Below are 20,391 nucleotides of genomic sequence, written 5' to 3' on the forward strand. Positions count from 1 at the left end.
CCTACAAGCCACACCAGGCGGCGATGGTGTTATAGGTACTGGGTGAAGCCGTCAGCAAGGCGAAGATAAACAACCAGAGCAACCACAGGTAATGCCAATACCAGGCGCATAAGACTAAACTTCGCTGCAAAATATCCAGCTTCACTTTGCGGCTAAAAATAATCAGCACCCGAACCAAAGCAAATAAACCGCCCAACAAGTGCAGACCATGAATTGCGGTTAGCATATAAAAATAGCTGTTGGCCGGATTAGAGTTGATAACAAAACCTTGCTGGCTCAGCTGTTGCCATACAACCCACTGACCGAATATGAACAAGAGGGAGAAGATCACGCTCAGTGTCAGCAGACCCAGTAATCTGTTGAGCTTATCTTCGCTCACCTGGCCGACAGCAAAATGCAGACTCAGGCTAGCCAACAACAACCAGCCCGTATTAGCCCATAACCACAGAGGTTGATACAGAGGTGACCAGGGCTCACCACCCAGAGCCTGAAAGTCGGCATATTGAGAACGCGACAGATAAGTCACGCTAAACAGGAAGAAGATGACACTGACCACGGCGATGAAAAATTTAAGCCCCGTCTTGCCGGGAGAACCTGGTTGATATTCGATTAACTCTTGATCCAATGTTTCCGCAGACTGGGCCAACCAAGGTTTCTCAGTAAGTTCTCTGAAAATGCTGCTAAAAAAGTTCATCAAGCGCCTCCCTTATCATCCATCATCTCGACCTCTTGCGGGGAAACATTCTGCGGAATAAAGTCGGCCTTCACGCCGGGTACGCTGTAATCGTAGGCCCAACGATAAACTACAGGGATCTTTCCCCCCCAGTTGCCGTGTCTTGGCGGCGTATATTCGGTTTGCCATTCCAGCGTGGTGGCATTCCAGGGATTAGGCCCAGATTTCTTGCCCTTAAAGGTGCTCCAGATGATGTTGAACAGAAATATCAGCTGCACCACGCCGACAATCAGCGCAGATATGGTGATACTGGCATTGAGGGATTGGGCCGACTCGGGGATAAACTCGGTTGGCCCCATGGCAAAGTATCGCCGCGGTACCCCGAGAAACCCCAGGTAATGCATGGGGAGATAGATAGAATACGTGCCGACGAAGGTCATCCAGAAATGAAACTTACCCAGACCCGTATGGAGGAAACGTCCAGTGACCTTAGGGAACCAATGATAGATGGCGGCGAACAGCACCATGATAGGCGAAACCCCCATCACCATATGAAAATGAGCCACCACAAAGTAGGTATCAGACAGGGGCAAGTCGACCACCACATTACCGAGAAACAGTCCGGTTAATCCGCCGTGGGTAAAGGTGAAGATGAAACCGATGGCGAACATCATCGGCACTGTCATATGTATGTTGCCCCGCCACAGAGTCAAGGACCAGTTATAGACCTTAAGCGCCGTGGGAATGGCGATAATCAAGGTGGTGGTGGCAAAGAAGAAACCAAAATAGGGATTCATGCCGCTAACATACATGTGGTGTGCCCAGACGACAAAACTCAGTCCGCCAATGGCGACGATGGCCCACACCATCATGCGATAGCCGAAGATATTTTTTCTGGCATGGGTCGCTATCACATCGGACACCATGCCGAAGGCCGGCAGCGCCACAATATAGACTTCAGGATGACCGAAAAACCAAAATAGATGCTGAAACAACACCGGACTGCCGCCGGTATAATTGAGAGGCTCACCCAGTGACAAGATGGCGGGCATGAAGAAACTGGTGCCCACTAACTTATCTAGCATCATCATGATGGCACTCACCAATAGTGCCGGAAATGCCAACAGACCTAAGATGGTGGCGGTGAAGATCCCCCATATCGTTAGTGGCATACGCATCAGAGTCATGCCTCTGGCACGAGCCTGCAATATGGTGGTGACGTAGTTGAGTCCTCCCATGGTGAAGGCGACAATAAATATCGCCAGAGACACCAACATCAAGATGATACCACCATCGTTTCCCGGTGTGCCGGGTAAGATAGTTTGCGGTGGGTACAGGGTCCAGCCTGCACCAGTAGGGCCTCCGGGAACGAAGAAACTCGCCAGCAGGACGATGACCGAGAGTAAATAGGTCCAGTAACTGAGCATATTAAGGTAGGGAAATACCATGTCCCTGGCGCCCACCATCAAGGGGATCAAATAGTTACCGAAGCCACCGAGAAGTAAGGCAGTGAGTAGATAGATCACCATGATCATGCCATGCATGGTGACAAACTGCAGGTAACTACTGGGGTCGATAAAGGAGAAACTATCGGGAAAGCCTAGCTGCAAACGCATCATAGCCGACAACGCCAAGGCGACTAAGCCGACGAACAGAGCCGTGATGGAATACTGAATGGCGATGACCTTATGATCTTGGCTCCAGATATACTTAGCCATAAAGCTGGTGGGATGATGGGACTCGTCGGGTTGATCGACAATGGCGGTATAATTCATCGGCTCACCTCCTGTGTGCTACGACTCTGGCCTGTGATACTCGGTGATTCAGTTGCGCTAATCGCCCTACTCCCCAATTGAAGATATCCTGCATCAGCAGCCGGCTTTAACCTGGTGATATAGGCAATCACATCATCTATGGCTTGCTCGTTCTGCAGTAATCGCGACATCATAATCATCTGAGTGCCGTAGAGATCTTCACGATGAGCACCGCGAATGCTGGCGCGATAATTTTGTAACTGACGCTTGAGATACCAGGCATGTTGCCCGGCTAATCTGGGAGCGTTGAGGGCAAACTTACCTTGAGCTTGGTCACCATGGCAGTATGCACAGTTGGTAAACAGGCGTTGACCACTCGCTATGGATCGAGCCAGAGGGCCGTTACTCACCGCGGCTGGAGAGATGGCCAGAGTCGGCAAGGATGCGATATAAGCCGTGACATCTTTTATCGCTTTAGCATCGACTAAAGTATTGGCCATCGCTGCCATCTGCTGACCGTAAATATCCTGCTGGTGGCTGCCACGAACCTGAGTCTTATAATAGTTAAGCTGGCGCGTTAAGTACCAGGCAGGCTGACCCGCTAGCATAGGTGCATTAAGCGCTTCATTACCCTGACCATTATCGCCATGACAGGCGGCGCAGCTGGCATATAATTTTTTACCTAGCTGCAGATCCCCCGCTGGTGCATCGAGTGACTCTCTGAAGGTGAACTGCTTATCCAACCAAACTTGATAGTCTTGGGCCGTGTCCACCACTATCTGGCCTCGCATGGTGTAGTGAGCCATGCCACATAACTCCTCGCACAACATCTCGAAACGACCAAGCCGTGTAGGCGTAAACCAGAGGTAGGTCTCGATCCCGGGCACCAGATCCATCTTGACTCTAAATTGCGGCACCGCGAAGTTATGTAATACATCTTTAGAGCGCATCAACACCTTTACCGGCTGATCCAGCAAGATATGCATCACGTTACTGGGGATCAAAATGTCATCTTGGGCATTGATATCATCAGGATTAAGGCCGAAAGGGTTTTTCTCATCCATCAACTCGACGGCGCTTTGGCCTAATACACCGTCTTTACCGGGTAATCGGTAACTCCAATGCCACTGCTGCCCCACGACTTCGAATATCTCGGCATCATCGGGAACCGTGACAAAATCCCCCCAGACGACCAAGCCAGGAGCAAGCATGGCCGCCACTCCGATAGTAGTGAACACGGTTAGCCAAACTTCGAGTTTCTTATTCTCTGGTTCATAATCGGCACGTCTGTTTTTATCGAAACGAAAGCGGAAAACACAATAAGCGAGGAAGCCATTTACCGCGATAAAGACGATACCTGTGATCCAAAAGGTGAGAGTGATGGTATCGTCGATGGCGGTCCAATTGGACGCGATCGGAGTAAACCACCAAGGGCTTACGAAGTGAAAGACCACGGATACTAGTACTAATAACAGGATAACAACCGCTATAGCCATGCCACCCATCCCTATAAAATATAGTCTCACACGCCTGCGAAGATAAAATGTGTAGCGACCAGACTAAAAATAACCAGATAATTCAGTTTTTCTAGGATCTGTTGACCTTTTATACCCACGATAACCATTAATAAGAGTGATCAACAAACGCCGCCCTAGGGGCTCATCTCTATGAGCTATTGCAGAGTTACCAGCTTTTGACTTAATCCATTACATCATCGCTCGATGTCTTACATTAAACCCATTGATATTGAGAAAATTTCAAGATAGAAAGATAAACAGACTCTTTTAACATAGACCATATTTTTCATTCTCTCCTGATCTCGGGCTAAACAGCAGCAATAAAAAAAGCGCCAAAAGGCGCTTATACCAGTTCCATTAAGTAAGTGATCATTCAGCGGAAATTAAAAACGCTGTAGGCAAGGGCTATATTTGCTCCTGCCATATAGACATTCGCCACATCCGCGTGGCTATGAGGGGATTAAAGCTAATAGTTATTCTCGGCAACAAGCTCCTGCGTTGCTCTACCGTCTTAATCCGTTCAGTTGTATATCGAAAGCCACTTGCACAGCATAAAGTGTTTTTCCTTTTGCTTTAAGGCTTAGATTCAGGGCATGGTCTTCATGAAACTGTGGAACTTATCTTGCCAGCGAACCAGCCAATGTGGAGTAGCCGATCCCAGCCCCGCAGGCTCTAATTTTGGGTGAGCATTGATGATCTTGGCAAAAACAGGTTCCTGATTGGTGTCCACATCGACAAATAACACATGCTTGCCCTTATGCAGTAACTCCTGAAATCGTTCAAAATGTACATTTGGTTTCTGAATACCGATAAAGCCACCTTCCCAGGTACAGAAACCCAGTATCACTATGGCTAGAAAAATAAACGGTAGCCAACCCGCCGCACTCTCGGTCCAGCCCATCTCATAAGCAAGCATCAAGGTCGCAGATGAGATAACAAAGCCTATCACGGCTCCTATTTCTGTCGAATGCACCACATCCTGTTTTAGCACAGGCTCAACTTCATGTAGATGGTGATTTTCGACATCGGCATCTTTCTCACTCAATATATGTATTTGTGGTTCTGTTATCCCTTCGGCCTCGAGCTCCTGTTCAACCTTCTCCAGATCGTCGAGATCACTGGTAATAAAGTAATGTCTTAACATGCCCTTACCCTCACAATAGATCTTTTCATCCTTTAGGTGACACCTTGTTCGGGTATCTCAAGTAATGAAAAAATCCTCAGTTAATATTTCAAGTATAGCAGTGATTCATTATTCGCTAATGGATGCAATAGAGCGGATAGTCAGCTGTGGCAAGGTATTAATAGCAAGACCAATACTTGGTATAATCAAGCCAATTGGCAAGCATCTCTAGCCACTTATAGAGTCAAACTTGACCATTTCAGCACTATATAGCAAGCCTATTTAACAGACATAGCAGTAAGTATAAGGAAACAAGATGGCAAAAATAGACATATTAGTAGGCACAACTCTGGGTAATGCTGAGTACGTTGCCGACGAATTCTCGGCAGTTCTAAGCGGATTAGGCCATGAAAATATCATACATATGACCCCTAAATTCACCGATCTTGACCCTAAATCATTGTGGTTGATCGTCTCATCTACACACGGTGCAGGGGATCTTCCTGACAATATAATGCCATTTTTAGAGGAGATCTTGTCTCAAAAACCCGATCTTAGCGGCACTAAATATGCGATTTGTGCGATCGGAGATTCGAGTTACGACACTTTCTGTCAGGGACCGGAAAAATTAGCTCAAGCATTGGAGAGTTGCGGTGCACAAGTCTATGTGGATAAGATCCAGATCGATGTGCAATACCATCATGTGCCAGAAGATCCCGCACTGGCTTGGTTAGAGCAATGGCAAGATCGTCTTTAAGATCTTTTTAGAGGATAATTTAAGGATCGACTCACAGATTAGATCTTACTTATCCACATATTACGATCTGAAATGATAAATATGTGGATAACCTATTATTTTCTTCTGGTTAAGCTCTGTATTATTCAAGGTCCGATCCGGTCAAGGATCCACCCTGTGGATAAGTAGTCGATCTACCCACAGGCTTACATGAGTTTGATCATAACAAGATCACAGGATCTGATCCTTGCTAACTCATGAATCGTAAAGAAAAAAAGCGGTTACCCACAGAAGATCGCTCCCTTAATAATAACAATAATAAAGGATCTATATAAAGATCTTAAGATCTATTAAGCAGATCCTCTCGGGATCGAACGATCGAAAATGATCTTTCACCTTGGGTCAATCAGGTGCTAAAATATGCACCTCAAATTCACATTAGTTCTTTATCGTCGTCAGTTTTAATTTAAGGTTTTGTAATGCATTTTCATGAACGGTTCGATGTAATTGTTGTTGGTGGTGGTCATGCCGGTACGGAAGCCGCCCTGGCTGCAGCAAGAATGGGATCTAACACCCTGTTGCTGACACATAACATAGATACCTTAGGACAGATGTCCTGTAATCCTGCGATCGGCGGGATCGGCAAAGGACACTTGGTAAAAGAGATTGATGCATTGGGCGGAGCCATGGCCATAGCCACTGACTTTGCTGGTATTCAATTTCGAACCCTCAACTCGAGCAAGGGACCAGCGGTTAGAGCCACTCGAGCCCAAGCCGATAGAGCGCTCTACCGAGCTAAGATCCAACAGATACTGCAAAACCAACCGAATTTAAGATTGTTTCAACAAGGCGTCGATGACCTGATTGTTGAAAACGGCCGTGTCATCGGAGTGGTCACTCAGATGGGACTCGCCTTCGAAGCGCCCACCGTTGTTTTGACTGCGGGTACTTTCCTCAGTGGTAAGATCCACATCGGATTGCAAAACTACAGCGGCGGACGAGCCGGTGATCCGCCATCGATCGCTCTCGCCGATCGTTTACGTGAACTCCCGCTCCGTATTGGTCGATTGAAGACGGGTACACCACCTAGAATCGATGCGAATAGCATAAATTTCGATCTTATGACCGAACAGAAAGGCGATACGCCACTTCCTGTTATGTCATTTGTCGGTGATGTAAAAGATCATCCTCGCCAAGTATCTTGTTATGTGACTCATACCAATGAGCGTACTCATGAGATTATTCGCGGCGGTTTGGATCGTAGCCCTATGTATTCAGGGGTTATCGAAGGCATAGGTCCACGTTATTGTCCTTCTATCGAAGACAAGATTAATCGCTTCGCCGACAAGACATCTCATCAAATATTTATCGAGCCTGAAGGACTCAATACCAATGAGATCTATCCCAATGGTATTTCAACCAGTCTGCCTTTCGATGTACAACTGGATCTGGTTAGATCAATCAAGGGAATGGAGAATGCACAGATCATTCGCCCTGGTTACGCTATCGAATATGATTATTTCGATCCCAGAGATCTGAAGAAATCTTTAGAGACTAAAGCGATTGGCGGACTCTTCTTTGCCGGACAGATCAACGGTACAACAGGTTACGAAGAAGCTGCTGCTCAAGGATTATTAGCCGGCATGAATGCATCTTTGCAGGTTCAGGGCAAAGAATCTTGGGCTCCTCGTCGAGATCAGGCTTATTTAGGCGTTTTGGTTGACGATCTTTCGACTCTTGGCACCAAAGAGCCTTACCGTATGTTCACCAGCCGCGCCGAATATCGCTTATTACTGCGTGAAGACAATGCGGATCTGCGTCTGACCGAGAAAGGCCGGGAGTTTGGCTTGGTCGATGATAACCGTTGGAGTCAGTTTAGTAAGAAGCGTGAGTCTATAGAGCTAGAGTTACAACGTTTAAGAGGCCAGTGGGTTCACCCTAATTCGCCTCTGTTGGATGTGTTAAATCCTCAACTGAATACGCCTATTTCTCGTGAAGCGTCTTTCGAAGATCTGCTTCGTCGTCCTGAGATGGATTATCCTAAATTAATGAAACTCGAAGGCTTTGGTCCAGGACTCGAAGATCAACGCGCCGCTGAACAAGTACAGATCCAAATTAAATATTCTGGTTATATTCAGCGTCAGCAAGATGAAATAGACAAGGCGCTTAAACATGAGACTACCGGACTGCCGTTAGATCTGGATTACCAAGAAGTGCCGGGACTGTCGAATGAAGTGATCGCTAAGATGAATGAATATAAGCCTGAAACTATAGGTCAGGCGTCGAGAATTTCGGGAATGACCCCCGCCGCTATCTCGATTTTATTAGTGCACCTGAAGAGACGTGGTTTACTTCGTAGAAAAGCTGGGTAAATTGTACTCTTTTTTATGAATTGTCAGTAAGGGAAGCGCTAAAGGCTTCCCTTACTGTTTTGACGGCTTCATAATAGCCTGTTCATGCCGATTTAAGTTTGTTATTAAGGATTAATCCCGTGTTATCAGCCCTATTAGGTGAATATCTAGCTGAAATGAATTTGACTGCCACCGAGCAGCAGCAGCAACAGCTGGTTGGATTTGTTGAGATGCTCAACAAGTGGAATAAGGCGTATAACCTGACATCGGTTAGAGATCCTCAGCAGATGTTGATCAGGCATATCATGGATAGTCTCGCTGTGTCGGCACATCTTGTGGGTGAACGTTTCATCGATGTTGGCACCGGGCCGGGTTTACCCGGGATCCCGTTGGCGATAATGAATCCAGATAAACATTTCGTTTTATTGGATAGTTTAGGCAAGCGAATTCGCTTCTTGAAGCAGGTTCAGTTTAATCTGGGTATCGATAACATCAGCTCTGTAGAGAGTCGTGTCGAAGCCTATGAGCCTGAAGAAAAATTTGATGGTGTGCTCAGTCGAGCCTTCGCCTCTATCGAAGACATGTTGCACTGGTGTCATCACCTGCCGACGGATAATGGCTGTTATTATGCACTCAAGGGTCAATTGGCCGAAGATGAAATGACAAATATTCCTCAGGGTTACCAGCTCACTGATGTTATCAAGCTGAGTGTCCCCCGTCTGGATGAACAGAGACACTTGCTAATAGTCGTTAAAAAATAGTGTTTAAGTTGCTTTCTTTTAGTGATTCAAGCAACTTGGTATTGGATGCAATTGCGTCGATAACGTATACGCGACATACAGGATGGTATTGTGGGTAAAGTGATTGCCGTGGCTAACCAGAAAGGTGGCGTAGGAAAAACAACAACTTGTGTCAACTTAGCAGCATCTTTGGCCGCCACAAAGCGCAAAGTGCTGTTAATTGATCTCGATCCTCAGGGTAATGCGACCATGGGAAGTGGTATCGACAAGTACAGTGTCGAGAATACTGCTTATGAGTTGTTAGTCGATGAAAAATCTTTCGATGAAGTTGTCTATAGAAATACTAGCGGAAAATATGATCTGATCGCGGGTAACGGTGACGTTACTGCGGCCGAGATCAAGTTAATGGAGTTCTTCGCCCGTGAGATCAGATTAAGAAATGCATTAGCACCGATTAAAGACGATTACGACTACATCTTTATCGATTGTCCCCCCTCATTGAACATGCTGACGGTGAATGCCATGTCGGCTGCCGATTCCGTTTTGGTTCCCATGCAGTGTGAATATTATGCACTGGAGGGCTTAACGGCCCTTATGGATACCATCAGTAAGATTGGCGCCATGATTAATCCTGGCCTGCATATCGAAGGGATACTGCGTACCATGTACGATCCCCGAAATCGTCTGGCTAATGATGTATCCGATCAGCTCAAGCAGCACTTCGGCGAAAAAGTTTATCGTACCGTCATTCCAAGAAATGTCAGACTGGCTGAGGCGCCTAGCTTTGGTGCTCCGGCCATGTATTACGACAAATCGAGTGCCGGCGCTAAGGCATATTTAGCCCTGGCGGGCGAAATGATTCGCAGAGCAGAACAGCATCAAGAGCTAGAACAAGCTTAAATAAAGGCAATGGAAATGACATTGAAAAAACGTGGACTGGGTAAAGGTCTGGATGCATTACTCAGTACTAGCCATGCGGCAAGTAAGAAACTTTATTTAGCTGAAGAAGCCGCCGAAGTCACGGTTAAAACAGATGACCTGTTAATGCTGGCCATAGATTTGATGCAGCCTGGTAAGTACCAACCGCGTAAAGATATGTCGCTCGAGGCGCTCGAAGAGCTCGCCGAGTCGATAAAGGCTCAAGGCATCATTCAGCCTATTGTCGTGCGTAAAGTTTCTGCGACCATGTTTGAGATCATCGCCGGGGAACGTCGTTGGCGTGCGGCTCAAATAGCTAAGCTGGATAAGGTACCTTGTATCGTTAAGCAGGTGGCTGATGAAGCCGCCATTGCTATCTCACTAATCGAAAATATTCAGCGTGAAGACCTCAATGCAATGGAAGAAGCGATTGCGTTAGAGCGATTAATGCGCGAATTTGACTTGACCCATCAACAGATTGCTACCGCAGTGGGTAAATCTCGTGCAACAGTGTCTAATTTACTGCGTCTCAATGGTCTCAACGAGCCGGTAAAACGCATGTTAGAAAATGGTGACATCGACATGGGACACGCCAGAGCATTACTCGCGATAGAAGGTGATGAGCAAACAAATGTTGCCAGATTAGTCGCAGCAAAAGAATTAACCGTTCGTGAAACTGAACGTTTAGTCAGCAAGACACTAAATCCACCAAAAATCACCGATAAACCGGTAAAAGATTACGATGTCACCCGCTTAGAAGGCCTGTTAGTCGAAAGATTAGGTGCTAAGGTTTCAATTACCCATAATAAAAAAGGTAAGGGCAAGCTAATTATTAATTATCAGGATCTCGCTGAATTAGACGGCATAATCACTAAAATTCACTAAAATTCACTAAAATTCACTAAAATTTCTACGTTAACGTCATATTATGTAATTTTGTGACATGTGTTAAATTTAAGGTTTTACATATTTAGCGTTAGATCATGTTAAAAGAGTCGATTTCCCTCAGCTTAAACTTGCTTTGAAGGCCCGAAAAGGTATACTTTCGCCAGCTTTTTGTCCTTCGTCATTGTCCGGACTTATGTTGTCTGGTCATCGAAACAAAAAGTATAAATGCGGAGAAGATAAATTGAGTAAGATTTTAGCACGTCGTGGCCGGTGGTCTGCCTATAAACTGGTTTTGATGCAGGCGGCGGTGGCTGGGGGTGCTTCGGTTTTCTTTTTCGCTCTGTGGGGAGTTCAGTATGGTCTATCTGCTTTGGCAGGTGCTGCTATCGCTGTACTTCCTAATTTTGTATTCGCAACCTTAGCTTTCTCTCATATGGGAGCAAGTTCATCGGTTAAAGTTGTTAAAACTTTTTACTGGGGGGAAGCGGTAAAGTTGCTGTTAACCATAGCTATGTTTTCGCTGGTGTTTATCAATTGGAAAGTGGGATTTATGCCCCTTTTTGTTTGTTATACCTTAGCGTTAATAGTGCATTGGACTGCTCCTTTATTTTTCAAGCAAAGTTAAGTGGGATGAATCATGGCTGCAACTGGTGAAGCGTTAACACCACAGGGCTATATCCAGCACCACCTTACTAATCTTCAGGTTTGTGCTACCGAAAATGGTTTAGCAATAAACGCTCCTGAGTGTGTAGGGAATTTCTGGACATGGCACATTGATTCGTTGTTCTTTTCGGTTGGGCTTGGTGTTCTGTTCTTGTGGCTATTCCGTAGCGTAGGAAAAAAGGCAACTACTGGTGTACCCGGCAAGCTTCAATGCTTTGTCGAAATGGTCATCGAATTTGTCGATTCTAGCGTGAAAGAAACCTTTCATGGCCGCAACCCTGTTATTGCTCCGTTGGCATTAACTATTTTTGTTTGGGTATTCATGATGAATTTCATGGATATGGTTCCAGTTGACTGGATCCCAGGTGCCGCTGCTTTAGTTGGCATCCCTTACATGAAAGTTGTTCCAACGACCGACTTAAACATTACCTTTAGCATGGCTATCGGTGTGTTTGTGATGATTATTTACTACAGCATCAAAGTCAAAGGCGTTTCAGGTTTTGTTAAAGAACTGACAATGCAGCCTTTTAACCATTGGACAATGATACCCGTCAACTTCTTGTTAGAATCTGTTACCTTGATCGCTAAGCCAATCTCATTGGCACTGCGTCTGTTCGGTAACTTATATGCAGGTGAGTTGATATTCATCCTTATTGCGTTGATGTACGGTGGAAATATGGCGCTTTCGGCTCTAGGTGTAACTTTACAGCTAGGTTGGTTGATCTTCCATATTTTGGTTATTACCTTACAGGCGTTTATTTTCATGATGTTGACCATTGTTTACTTAAGCATGGCACATGAAGATCATTAGGGATTGCTGTAAAATTTTTTACTAAATCATAAACTAACTAGATTTAGAATATTTGGAGATAGAGATGGAAATTGTATTAGGCATGACAGCTATCGCTGTTGCTTTACTAATTGGTATGGGTGCTCTCGGTACCGCTATCGGTTTTGGCCTACTAGGTGGCAAGTTCTTGGAAGGCGCTGCGCGTCAACCAGAAATGGCTCCTATGCTGCAAGTTAAAATGTTCATCGTTGCGGGTCTTTTAGATGCGGTAACTATGATCGGTGTTGGTATCGCATTATTCATGCTTTTCACTAACCCTCTTGGTGCAATGCTGTAATAAACGCTTCTGTCTTTAAACTAAATAGGAGGCTGTTGTGAATCTCAACGCTACCTTTATAGGTCAGACGGTTGCCTTTATTCTCTTCGTGTGGTTTTGCATGAAGTTTGTTTGGCCACCTTTGATGAATGCCATCGAAGAACGCCAAAAAAGGATTGCCGACGGTTTAGCCGATGCTGACCGCGCCGTAAAAGACCTTGAATTGGCACAGGCGAAAGCCACTGACCAGCTAAAAGAAGCTAAAGCTACTGCTAACGAGATCATTGAGCAAGCGAACAAACGCAAAGCTCAGATCGTCGATGAAGCAAAAGCCGAAGCAGATACTGAGCGTGCGAAAATCATCGCTCAGGGTCAAGCAGAAATTGAAGCTGAACGTAATCGCGTTAAAGAAGACTTGCGTAAGCAAGTTGCTGCTCTAGCCATCGCTGGCGCAGAGAAGATTCTTGAGCGTTCGATTGATGAAGCCGCCCACAGTGACATAGTTAATAAACTAGTCGCTGAACTTTAAATAAGGAGTTTGAGTTATGGCTGAAATAACCACCATCGCTCGTCCTTACGCAAAGGCAGCTTTTGACTTTGCCATTGAAAAAGATGCAGTAGACAGTTGGGCAGAAATGCTGAACTTCGCGGCTGTGGTGAGTGAAAACGACACCATAAAGCCTCTGTTATCTGGCGCTCTTTCCAGTGATAAACTGGCCGAACTCTTTATCGGAGTTTGTGGTGAGCAGATCGATGTGCAAGTTCAAAACCTGTTAAAGGTAATGGCTGAAAACGGTCGTTTAGTAACACTACCTGCTGTATTTCAACTATTTGTTGAAATGAAACATGAATGGGCAAAAGAGATTGAAGCTAATGTAGTTTCAGCGATTGAGCTTACTTCAGTTCAGCAACAGGATATTAGTGTTTCTTTAGAGAAACGTCTAGCACGCAAAGTTAAGCTTAATTGCAGCATAGATGCCAGCCTTATTGCTGGTGTAATTATCACGGCAGGAGACCTAGTCATAGATGGCTCGGTTCGCGGAAAACTTTCGCGTCTGTCTGATACGCTGCAATCGTAATTGGGAGTTTGAGCATGCAACTGAATTCCACTGAAATCAGCGATCTGATTAAACAGCGGATCGAGCAGTTCGAAGTCGTTAGTGAAGCTCGCAACGAAGGTACAATCGTTGCAGTGAGTGACGGCATCATTCGCATCCACGGCCTAGCCGACGTGATGCAGGGTGAGATGATCGAGCTGCCTGGTAACCGTTATGCAATCGCGTTGAACTTAGAACGTGATTCTGTAGGTGCCATAGTAATGGGTCCTTTTGCCACTTTGGCCGAAGGCGACAAAGTAAGAACAACTGGTCGTATTTTGGAAGTCCCAGTTGGCCGTGGTCTATTAGGCCGCGTAGTCAACACATTGGGTGAGCCAATCGACGGAAAAGGACCTATCGACAACGATGGTTACTCTCCTGTTGAAGTAATCGCACCAGGTGTTATTGAACGTCAGTCAGTATCTCAGCCAGTTCAAACTGGTTATAAAGCCGTTGACTCTATGATCCCAATCGGTCGTGGACAACGTGAATTGATCATTGGTGATCGCCAAATCGGTAAAACCGCTTTAGCAATCGATGCCATCATCAATCAGAAAGATACGGGTATCAAGTGTGTATACGTAGCAATCGGGCAGAAAGCTTCTACTGTTGCTAACGTGGTTCGTAAGCTTGAAGAGCACGGCGCATTGGAGAACACCATAGTTGTTGTTGCTACAGCTTCTGAAGCTGCTGCACTGCTATATTTGGCTCCATACGCTGGTTGTTCTATGGGTGAGTACTTCCGTGATCGCGGTGAAGATGCACTGATTGTCTATGATGATCTTTCTAAACAAGCAGTTGCTTACCGTCAGATCTCATTGTTGCTTAAGCGTCCACCAGGACGTGAAGCATACCCAGGTGATGTATTCTATCTTCACTCTCGTCTGTTAGAGCGTGCTGCACGTGTTAACATTAAGTATGTAGAGAAGTTTACTAAAGGTGAAGTTAAAGGCAAAACTGGTTCTTTGACTGCTCTACCTATTATTGAAACTCAAGCGGGTGATGTATCTGCATTCGTACCGACTAACGTAATTTCGATTACCGATGGCCAAATCTTCCTTGAAACTGACCTGTTTAACTCTGGACTACGTCCTGCGGTTAACCCAGGTATCTCAGTTTCTCGTGTTGGTGGTGCGGCTCAGACTAAGATCATCAAGAAACTGTCAGGCGGTATTCGTAGCGCACTTGCACAGTATCGTGAGCTTGCAGCCTTCTCACAGTTTGCATCTGACTTAGATGAGGCTACTCGTGCTCAGCTTGAGCATGGTGAGCGTGTTACCGAACTTATGAAGCAAAAGCAATACGCCCCTATGAGCGTTGCCGATCAAGCTGTGTCTATTTTTTCAGCTGAAAAAGGTTACCTCCAGAGCGTTGCGCTGAAGAAAATCGGTGATTTCGAAGCATCTCTGCTCTCATATATGAACAGCGAGCATGCTGAGCTGATGAAGACCATCAACGATACTGGCGATTATAATGCCGATATCGAAGGTGAGTTGAAGGCTGGCCTCGATAAGTTCGTCGAAACCCAAAGCTGGTAAATCGAAGAGGTGTCGTAAGGCGCCTCAGGTCCAGATTGGAGAGTAAAGATGGCTAACGCTAAAGAGATTAAAACCAAGATAGCGAGTGTGCAAAACACTCAGAAGATCACGTCTGCAATGGAAATGGTTGCCGCGAGCAAAATGCGTAGAGCACAAGAGCGCATGGCAGCGAGCCGTCCATATGCAGAAAATATGCGTAAGGTGATCGGTCACGTGGCGCAAGGTTCTCTCGAATATAAGCATCCATATTTGGAAGTGAGAGAGGCTAAGCGTGTTGGTTACATAGTTGTGTCAACCGACCGTGGTCTTTGTGGTGGTCTGAACGTCAACCTTTTCAAGAAGGTTGTCGCAGACGTGAAGAAGCAACGTGAAGCCGGAGTAGAAGTTGAATTCTGCGCCATTGGTGCACGTAGCATACAATTCTTCAATAACTTTGGCGGCCAGGTATCTGCTTCCGCATCGGCTCTAGGCGACGCTCCGGCGTTGAAAGATCTGATTGGAACGGTACGTGTCATGCTAGAAGCATACAACGAAGGCAAGCTGGATCGTCTGTACGTGGTATTTAACAAATTCGTTAATACCATGAGTCAGATGCCTGTGATCGAGCAGCTGCTACCTTTGCCTAAGTCAGAAAGTGATGTGATAAAGCATCGCTGGGATTACCTATACGAGCCAGATCCAAAAGAACTTTTGGATATCTTACTGGTACGTTATGTGGAGTCTCAAGTTTACCAAGGTGTTGTTGAGAATATTGCATCTGAGCAGGCTGCCCGTATGGTCGCCATGAAAGCTGCAACAGACAATGCCGGTGATCTTATCACTGAATTGGAGTTGGTCTATAACAAGGCCCGTCAGGCTGCGATTACGCAGGAACTGTCGGAAATTGTTTCAGGTGCCGCTGCCGTTTAGGCTAGGTAACGAATACAAGTTTTAGAGGATTAATCATGAGCACAGGTACTGTTGTCCAAGTTATTGGCGCGGTTGTGGACGTTGAGTTTCCACAAGATGCTGTACCTCAGATATATGACGCTCTAGAGATCAAAAGTGAAGGCTTGGTGCTGGAAGTTCAGCAGCAAATCGGTGGCGGTGTAGTTCGTACTATCGCCATGGGTACTTCAGATGGTCTGCGTCGTGGTCTTGAGGTGACAAATACAGGTTCACCAATTACTGTTCCGGTTGGGTCTGTGACCTTAGGCCGTATCATGAACGTATTGGGCGAGCCTATTGATGAAGCGGGTCCAATTGGTGGAACAGATCACTATGTGATCCACCGTGAAGCTCCTACATTTGAAGAACAATCAAGCTCGACTGAACTTTTAGAGACAGGCATCAAGGTTATTGACCTTATTTGTCCGTTTGCTAAGGGTGGTAAAGTTGGACTGTTTGGTGGTGCTGGTGTTGGTAAGACCGTCAACATGATGGAACTTATTAACAACATCGCTAAAGCACACTCAGGTTTATCTGTTTTTGCTGGTGTAGGTGAGCGTACTCGTGAGGGTAACGATTTCTACTACGAGATGAAAGATGCTGGTGTTCTCGATAAGGTGACCATGGTTTATGGTCAGATGAACGAGCCTCCAGGAAACCGTCTACGTGTGGCACTGACCGGTCTGACTATGGCTGAGAGATTCCGTGATGAAGGTAAAGATGTTCTTTTCTTCATTGATAACATCTATCGTTACACCTTAGCGGGTACAGAAGTATCTGCACTGCTGGGCCGTATGCCTTCAGCGGTAGGTTACCAGCCAACTTTGGCTGAAGAGATGGGTGTACTTCAGGAGCGTATTACATCGACTAAATCAGGGTCTATTACCTCTGTGCAAGCCGTATACGTACCTGCGGATGATTTAACGGATCCGTCACCAGCAACAACTTTCGCTCACTTAGATGCGACTATTGTATTGTCACGTAACATAGCTTCTATGGGTATTTACCCAGCGGTTGACCCATTGGATTCGACTTCACGTCAATTAGATCCTCTGGTTGTTGGTCAAGAGCACTATGATGTTGCTAACGGTGTGCAAACCGTACTTCAGCGCTATAAAGAGCTGAAAGATATCATTGCGATTCTAGGTATGGATGAATTATCTGATGAAGATAAGACGACCGTAGCTCGTGCGCGTAAGATTGAAAAATATCTTTCACAGCCTTTCTTCGTAGCCGAAGTATTCACCGGTTCTCCAGGTAAGTACGTTTCTCTTAAAGACACCATCCGTGGCTTTAAGGGCATTCTAGAGGGTGAGTTCGATCATCTTCCTGAGCAAGCGTTCTACATGGTTGGTTCTATCGACGAAGCCGTTGAGAAAGCTAACAATATATAACTAGGTGTTCTGCACTAGTGTAAAGTTAGTGCAGGGTACTAGTTTAAGGAGAACTGATGGCAGCCATGACAGTACAGCTTGATATTGTAAGTGCAGAAAGCAGCATCTACTCTGGTCTTGTAGCACACCTACAAGTTACCGGTGGAGAAGGCGACCTGGGTATTATGCCTGGTCACGCACCACTGCTTACTAATATCAAACCTGGCATGGCGCGCATCGTTAAGCAAGACGGAAAAGAAGAAGTGTTCTACCTTTCGGGTGGTATCCTGGAAGTACAACCTTTTTCTGTTTCAGTATTGGCTGACGTCGTTATGCGTGCCGATGAAATTGACGAGCAAGCAGCTGTAGAAGCTAAACGCCACGCCGAAGCCTCTTTGGCCGAAGCTGGTGCAGACTTCAACTATGCAGCAGCAGCAGTTGAGTTAGCCCAGGCTATCGCTCAGTTGCGCGTTGTCGATACCATCAAGAAGAACCTTGCCAGATAAGGTTATTGTTTGATGAAAAAAGGCGCCTAAGGGCGCCTTTTTTATTGCTTGCTGCGCAAGCTGAAATTATTTTATAAAATATGCCTCATTTATCGTCTTTCCGGCACTGGCCGTCGTCTCTGTTTTACTGTGCTCTTCCCTATAGCTTCTTATAGCGTGAGCTATGCTGAGATCTAACCAAGGCTTGGGTGTTACCATTTAGACACTAATTTATCGCAAGAGTATTCCTCCTATGCAACAGGTTTTAATTATCGTCAATGACGCGCCTTACGGATCAGAGCGGTTATTTAATGCTTTGCGTTTAGCTATTCAGCTTAATGAGCAAGAGTGTCCACCCGCTAAGGTGAGTCTGTTTCTGCTGTCTGATGCGATTACTGCAGTTTTGCCAAAACAGCTTCCTGCTGAGGGTTATAATATTCAGCAAATGCTGGAGATTCTTATTGCCCAAAACAGTGAAGTTAAGTTCTGTGGTTCCTGTATGCATGCCCGAGGTTTGACTGATTTGAATGTGATCCAAGGCTGTGAATTGGCCACTATGGATGACTTAGCACTTTGGGTACTGGCAGCGGATAAAACGTTAACCTTTTAATGCTTAAAGCTGTAAGGACGGGCTTTGCCCTGTAAGACGCTGCGCTATAAGGACGTTCGCTGCGTTCTCTGTAAGTAACGAGTGGCCAAATTATGAGAGAGCTTGTCATACTTCTCTTTCTCGTCTTTCCGGCGCAGGCCGGAATCCATCCTTCAGCCAACTCGTTGGTGTCTACTAGCTTACTTGTAAGCAGCACCATCAGCTTGCGCCACAAGCGTCGTCTTAGCCCTTGTTATGACCATCTTCTTAGCTTTTTCCCTGCTTTTCCGTTAAAATCAGCCCCATAAAAATTTCTCCCTCTCCATTTTTCTTTATTATTTTTATCAGCATTAGCTCAAGGATAACTCCATGGCATTGAACGTAGTGATTTTGGCCGCAGGCAAGGGAACCCGCATGCGCTCAGATCTTCCTAAAGTCTTACACCCTATTGCACATAAGAGCATGGTGCAGCATGTGATCGATACCGCTCATAACGTGGGCAGCGATGCGATCCAGCTAGTGTATGGCTATGGTGCGGATAAGCTACAGAGTGTCTTAGGTGAGCAGCAACTTAACTGGGTGCTGCAAGCAGAGCAGTTGGGTACCGGACATGCCGTGGCTCAGGCAAATGCGAATATCAAGGATGATGATACCGTGCTGATCCTCTATGGTGATGTGCCGCTTATTCAGGCTAAGACATTGGAAGCGCTGTTAATGGCGCGGGAAGCTAATGGCCTGGCCATTCTTACTGTGAACCTGCCAAATCCTACAGGTTATGGCCGTATAGTGCGGACTCCTTGTGAAGGTCAAGAGCAGGGCAAGGTCCTAGGTATAGTGGAGCAGAAAGATGCCAATACGGAGCAGTTACTGATCCAAGAGGTCAATACTGGCATCATGGCGGCTCCAGGTAAGCAACTTAAAGATTGGCTTGGACAGTTATCATCAGATAATGCCCAAGGAGAGTACTACCTGACTGATATCGTCGCCATGGCCCATAAAGATGGCGTTGCTATCACAACGGCTCAGCCTGAATCGGCAGTCGAAGTGGAAGGTGCCAACAACCGAGTACAGCTGGCTCAGCTGGAGCGTGCCTATCAGGCTCGTGAGGCGGAGAAGTTGATGCTGGCCGGTGCTAACTTGCGCGATCCTGCCCGTATCGACATTCGCGGTGAGGTGACTGTAGGTATGGATGTGATGATAGATATAAACGTTATCATTCAGGGCAGAGTCACCATAGGCAATAATGTGACTATCGGTGCTGGCGCCATTCTTATCGATTGTGAGATTGGCGATAACGCCGAGATCAAGCCTTACTCTATCGTCGAGAGCGCCAAAGTTGGCGTCAAAGCCAGTGCCGGACCATTTGCGCGTTTGCGCCCTGGTGCCGAGTTGAAAACAGATGCTCATGTCGGTAACTTCGTCGAGATTAAGAAGGCGGTGTTGGGTGAGGGCTCCAAGGCGGGTCATTTGTCCTATATCGGCGATGCTCTGATCGGTGCCGGCGTGAACATAGGCGCAGGGACTATCACCTGTAACTATGATGGTGCTAACAAGCATCTCACGGTTATCGAAGATAATGTATTTATCGGTAGCGATACTCAGCTAATTGCCCCAGTGACGATTGGTAAAGGCGCCACCATAGGAGCCGGTTCTACTATTACATCTGATGTGGCCGAGAATGAGTTGGTGATCACTCGAGTTAAGCAGCGTCACCTGAGTAATTGGGTTAGGCCGGTAAAGAAGCCTAAATAAGTTCTAATTCTAACGTAAACGCTAAGTTTACATTTAATACTAAGGCAGCCAATAGGCTGCCTTTTTCATTTATGCGGCTTTCGAACACCAGTTATGAAGAAAATATAATCGAATTAGTAGACTATATTTTGGCTGATTAATTGCAAATATGTTTCGTTTGT

The 20,391-nt window shown here is 46.0% G+C and carries 20 protein-coding genes; 16 read left to right on the plus strand and 4 right to left on the minus strand.

Going from position 1 to position 20,391, the window contains the following annotated elements:
• Nucleotide 1: 1 nt before the first annotated feature.
• The 4 genes from KT99_RS13690 to KT99_RS13705 all read right to left on the minus strand — a co-directional run bounded on the left by KT99_RS13690 (nt 2) and on the right by KT99_RS13705 (nt 5,088).
• Nucleotides 2–694, minus strand: a complete 693-nt coding sequence (locus KT99_RS13690) for a cytochrome c oxidase subunit 3 (protein WP_005501080.1) — start codon at nt 692–694, stop codon at nt 2–4.
• Nucleotides 694–2,448: a cytochrome c oxidase subunit I gene (locus tag KT99_RS13695; protein WP_005501081.1), complete on the minus strand. Its 1,755-nt coding sequence runs from the start codon at nt 2,446–2,448 to the stop codon at nt 694–696. Before KT99_RS13695 ends, KT99_RS13690 begins: the two co-directional genes overlap by 1 nt.
• Nucleotides 2,445–3,923: a c-type cytochrome gene (locus tag KT99_RS13700; protein ID WP_040572012.1), complete on the minus strand. Its 1,479-nt coding sequence runs from the start codon at nt 3,921–3,923 to the stop codon at nt 2,445–2,447. Before KT99_RS13700 ends, KT99_RS13695 begins: the two co-directional genes overlap by 4 nt.
• Before the next feature lie 607 nt (nt 3,924–4,530).
• A complete protein-coding gene (locus tag KT99_RS13705) occupies nt 4,531–5,088 on the minus strand; it encodes a hypothetical protein (protein WP_005501086.1) in 558 nt (185 codons plus the stop codon).
• 295 nt (nt 5,089–5,383) lie between these two features.
• Here KT99_RS13705 and mioC point away from each other — a divergent pair, with 295 nt between their 5' ends.
• From mioC to glmU, 16 genes are all read left to right on the plus strand, one after another.
• On the plus strand, nt 5,384–5,824 hold the full coding sequence (gene mioC / locus KT99_RS13710) for an FMN-binding protein MioC (protein WP_005501088.1): 441 nt from the start codon (nt 5,384–5,386) through the stop codon (nt 5,822–5,824).
• 458 nt (nt 5,825–6,282) lie between these two features.
• Nucleotides 6,283–8,175 carry a tRNA uridine-5-carboxymethylaminomethyl(34) synthesis enzyme MnmG gene (gene mnmG, locus KT99_RS13715; RefSeq protein WP_005501089.1) on the plus strand — a complete coding sequence of 631 codons (1,893 nt, stop codon included), beginning with the start codon at nt 6,283–6,285 and terminating at the stop codon, nt 8,173–8,175.
• A 119-nt stretch (nt 8,176–8,294) separates the two neighbouring features.
• Nucleotides 8,295–8,915 carry a 16S rRNA (guanine(527)-N(7))-methyltransferase RsmG gene (rsmG, locus tag KT99_RS13720; protein WP_005501091.1) on the plus strand — a complete coding sequence of 207 codons (621 nt, stop codon included), beginning with the start codon at nt 8,295–8,297 and terminating at the stop codon, nt 8,913–8,915.
• Between the two features lie 90 nt (nt 8,916–9,005).
• Nucleotides 9,006–9,794, plus strand: a complete 789-nt coding sequence (locus KT99_RS13725; protein WP_005501093.1) for a ParA family protein — start codon at nt 9,006–9,008, stop codon at nt 9,792–9,794.
• 15 nt (nt 9,795–9,809) lie between these two features.
• Nucleotides 9,810–10,697 carry a ParB/RepB/Spo0J family partition protein gene (locus KT99_RS13730; RefSeq protein ID WP_040572007.1) on the plus strand — a complete coding sequence of 296 codons (888 nt, stop codon included), beginning with the start codon at nt 9,810–9,812 and terminating at the stop codon, nt 10,695–10,697.
• Nucleotides 10,698–10,941: 244 nt separating this feature from the next.
• Nucleotides 10,942–11,325: an ATP synthase subunit I gene (locus KT99_RS13735; RefSeq protein ID WP_040572008.1), complete on the plus strand. Its 384-nt coding sequence runs from the start codon at nt 10,942–10,944 to the stop codon at nt 11,323–11,325.
• A gap of 12 nt (nt 11,326–11,337) precedes the next feature.
• Nucleotides 11,338–12,174: a F0F1 ATP synthase subunit A gene (gene atpB / locus KT99_RS13740; RefSeq protein WP_005501098.1), complete on the plus strand. Its 837-nt coding sequence runs from the start codon at nt 11,338–11,340 to the stop codon at nt 12,172–12,174.
• A 64-nt stretch (nt 12,175–12,238) separates the two neighbouring features.
• Nucleotides 12,239–12,490, plus strand: coding sequence for a F0F1 ATP synthase subunit C (atpE, locus tag KT99_RS13745; protein ID WP_005501101.1), 252 nt, complete (start codon nt 12,239–12,241; stop codon nt 12,488–12,490).
• 37 nt (nt 12,491–12,527) lie between these two features.
• Nucleotides 12,528–12,998 carry a F0F1 ATP synthase subunit B gene (atpF, locus tag KT99_RS13750; RefSeq protein ID WP_005501103.1) on the plus strand — a complete coding sequence of 157 codons (471 nt, stop codon included), beginning with the start codon at nt 12,528–12,530 and terminating at the stop codon, nt 12,996–12,998.
• A 16-nt stretch (nt 12,999–13,014) separates the two neighbouring features.
• Complete coding sequence (atpH, locus tag KT99_RS13755) at nt 13,015–13,548, plus strand: F0F1 ATP synthase subunit delta (protein ID WP_005501105.1); 534 nt, start codon at nt 13,015–13,017, stop codon at nt 13,546–13,548.
• A gap of 14 nt (nt 13,549–13,562) precedes the next feature.
• The gene (gene atpA / locus KT99_RS13760; protein ID WP_005501107.1) at nt 13,563–15,104 is read left to right on the plus strand and encodes a F0F1 ATP synthase subunit alpha; all 1,542 of its coding nucleotides are present in this window, start codon (nt 13,563–13,565) and stop codon (nt 15,102–15,104) included.
• Nucleotides 15,105–15,152: 48 nt separating this feature from the next.
• On the plus strand, nt 15,153–16,013 hold the full coding sequence (gene atpG, locus KT99_RS13765; RefSeq protein ID WP_005501109.1) for a F0F1 ATP synthase subunit gamma: 861 nt from the start codon (nt 15,153–15,155) through the stop codon (nt 16,011–16,013).
• Between the two features lie 35 nt (nt 16,014–16,048).
• Complete coding sequence (gene atpD / locus KT99_RS13770) at nt 16,049–17,425, plus strand: F0F1 ATP synthase subunit beta (protein WP_005501111.1); 1,377 nt, start codon at nt 16,049–16,051, stop codon at nt 17,423–17,425.
• 56 nt (nt 17,426–17,481) lie between these two features.
• The gene (locus KT99_RS13775; RefSeq protein WP_005501113.1) at nt 17,482–17,910 is read left to right on the plus strand and encodes a F0F1 ATP synthase subunit epsilon; all 429 of its coding nucleotides are present in this window, start codon (nt 17,482–17,484) and stop codon (nt 17,908–17,910) included.
• 232 nt (nt 17,911–18,142) lie between these two features.
• Complete coding sequence (locus tag KT99_RS13780) at nt 18,143–18,499, plus strand: DsrE/DsrF/TusD sulfur relay family protein (protein WP_005501114.1); 357 nt, start codon at nt 18,143–18,145, stop codon at nt 18,497–18,499.
• 348 nt (nt 18,500–18,847) lie between these two features.
• A complete protein-coding gene (gene glmU / locus KT99_RS13785) occupies nt 18,848–20,230 on the plus strand; it encodes a bifunctional UDP-N-acetylglucosamine diphosphorylase/glucosamine-1-phosphate N-acetyltransferase GlmU (RefSeq protein WP_005501116.1) in 1,383 nt (460 codons plus the stop codon).
• The last annotated feature ends 161 nt before the right edge of the window (nt 20,231–20,391 follow it).

This window comes from Shewanella benthica KT99, from assembly GCF_000172075.1.
Classification (GTDB): Bacteria; Pseudomonadota; Gammaproteobacteria; order Enterobacterales; family Shewanellaceae; genus Shewanella; species Shewanella benthica_A.

Bases quoted from the DNA above. Each gene is read 5' to 3' on its own strand.
- KT99_RS13690 (WP_005501080.1), bottom strand. From the start codon at position 694: ATGAACTTTTTTAGCAGCATTTTCAGAGAACTTACTGAGAAACCTTGG.
- KT99_RS13695 (WP_005501081.1), bottom strand. From the start codon at position 2,448: ATGAATTATACCGCCATTGTCGATCAACCCGACGAGTCCCATCATCCC.
- KT99_RS13700 (WP_040572012.1), bottom strand. From the start codon at position 3,923: ATGGCTATAGCGGTTGTTATCCTGTTATTAGTACTAGTATCCGTGGTC.
- KT99_RS13705 (WP_005501086.1), bottom strand. From the start codon at position 5,088: ATGTTAAGACATTACTTTATTACCAGTGATCTCGACGATCTGGAGAAG.
- mioC (WP_005501088.1), top strand. From the start codon at position 5,384: ATGGCAAAAATAGACATATTAGTAGGCACAACTCTGGGTAATGCTGAG.
- mnmG (WP_005501089.1), top strand. From the start codon at position 6,283: ATGCATTTTCATGAACGGTTCGATGTAATTGTTGTTGGTGGTGGTCAT.
- KT99_RS13730 (WP_040572007.1), top strand. From the start codon at position 9,810: ATGACATTGAAAAAACGTGGACTGGGTAAAGGTCTGGATGCATTACTC.
- atpB (WP_005501098.1), top strand. From the start codon at position 11,338: ATGGCTGCAACTGGTGAAGCGTTAACACCACAGGGCTATATCCAGCAC.
- atpE (WP_005501101.1), top strand. From the start codon at position 12,239: ATGGAAATTGTATTAGGCATGACAGCTATCGCTGTTGCTTTACTAATT.
- atpH (WP_005501105.1), top strand. From the start codon at position 13,015: ATGGCTGAAATAACCACCATCGCTCGTCCTTACGCAAAGGCAGCTTTT.
- atpA (WP_005501107.1), top strand. From the start codon at position 13,563: ATGCAACTGAATTCCACTGAAATCAGCGATCTGATTAAACAGCGGATC.
- atpG (WP_005501109.1), top strand. From the start codon at position 15,153: ATGGCTAACGCTAAAGAGATTAAAACCAAGATAGCGAGTGTGCAAAAC.
- atpD (WP_005501111.1), top strand. From the start codon at position 16,049: ATGAGCACAGGTACTGTTGTCCAAGTTATTGGCGCGGTTGTGGACGTT.
- KT99_RS13775 (WP_005501113.1), top strand. From the start codon at position 17,482: ATGGCAGCCATGACAGTACAGCTTGATATTGTAAGTGCAGAAAGCAGC.
- KT99_RS13780 (WP_005501114.1), top strand. From the start codon at position 18,143: ATGCAACAGGTTTTAATTATCGTCAATGACGCGCCTTACGGATCAGAG.
- glmU (WP_005501116.1), top strand. From the start codon at position 18,848: ATGGCATTGAACGTAGTGATTTTGGCCGCAGGCAAGGGAACCCGCATG.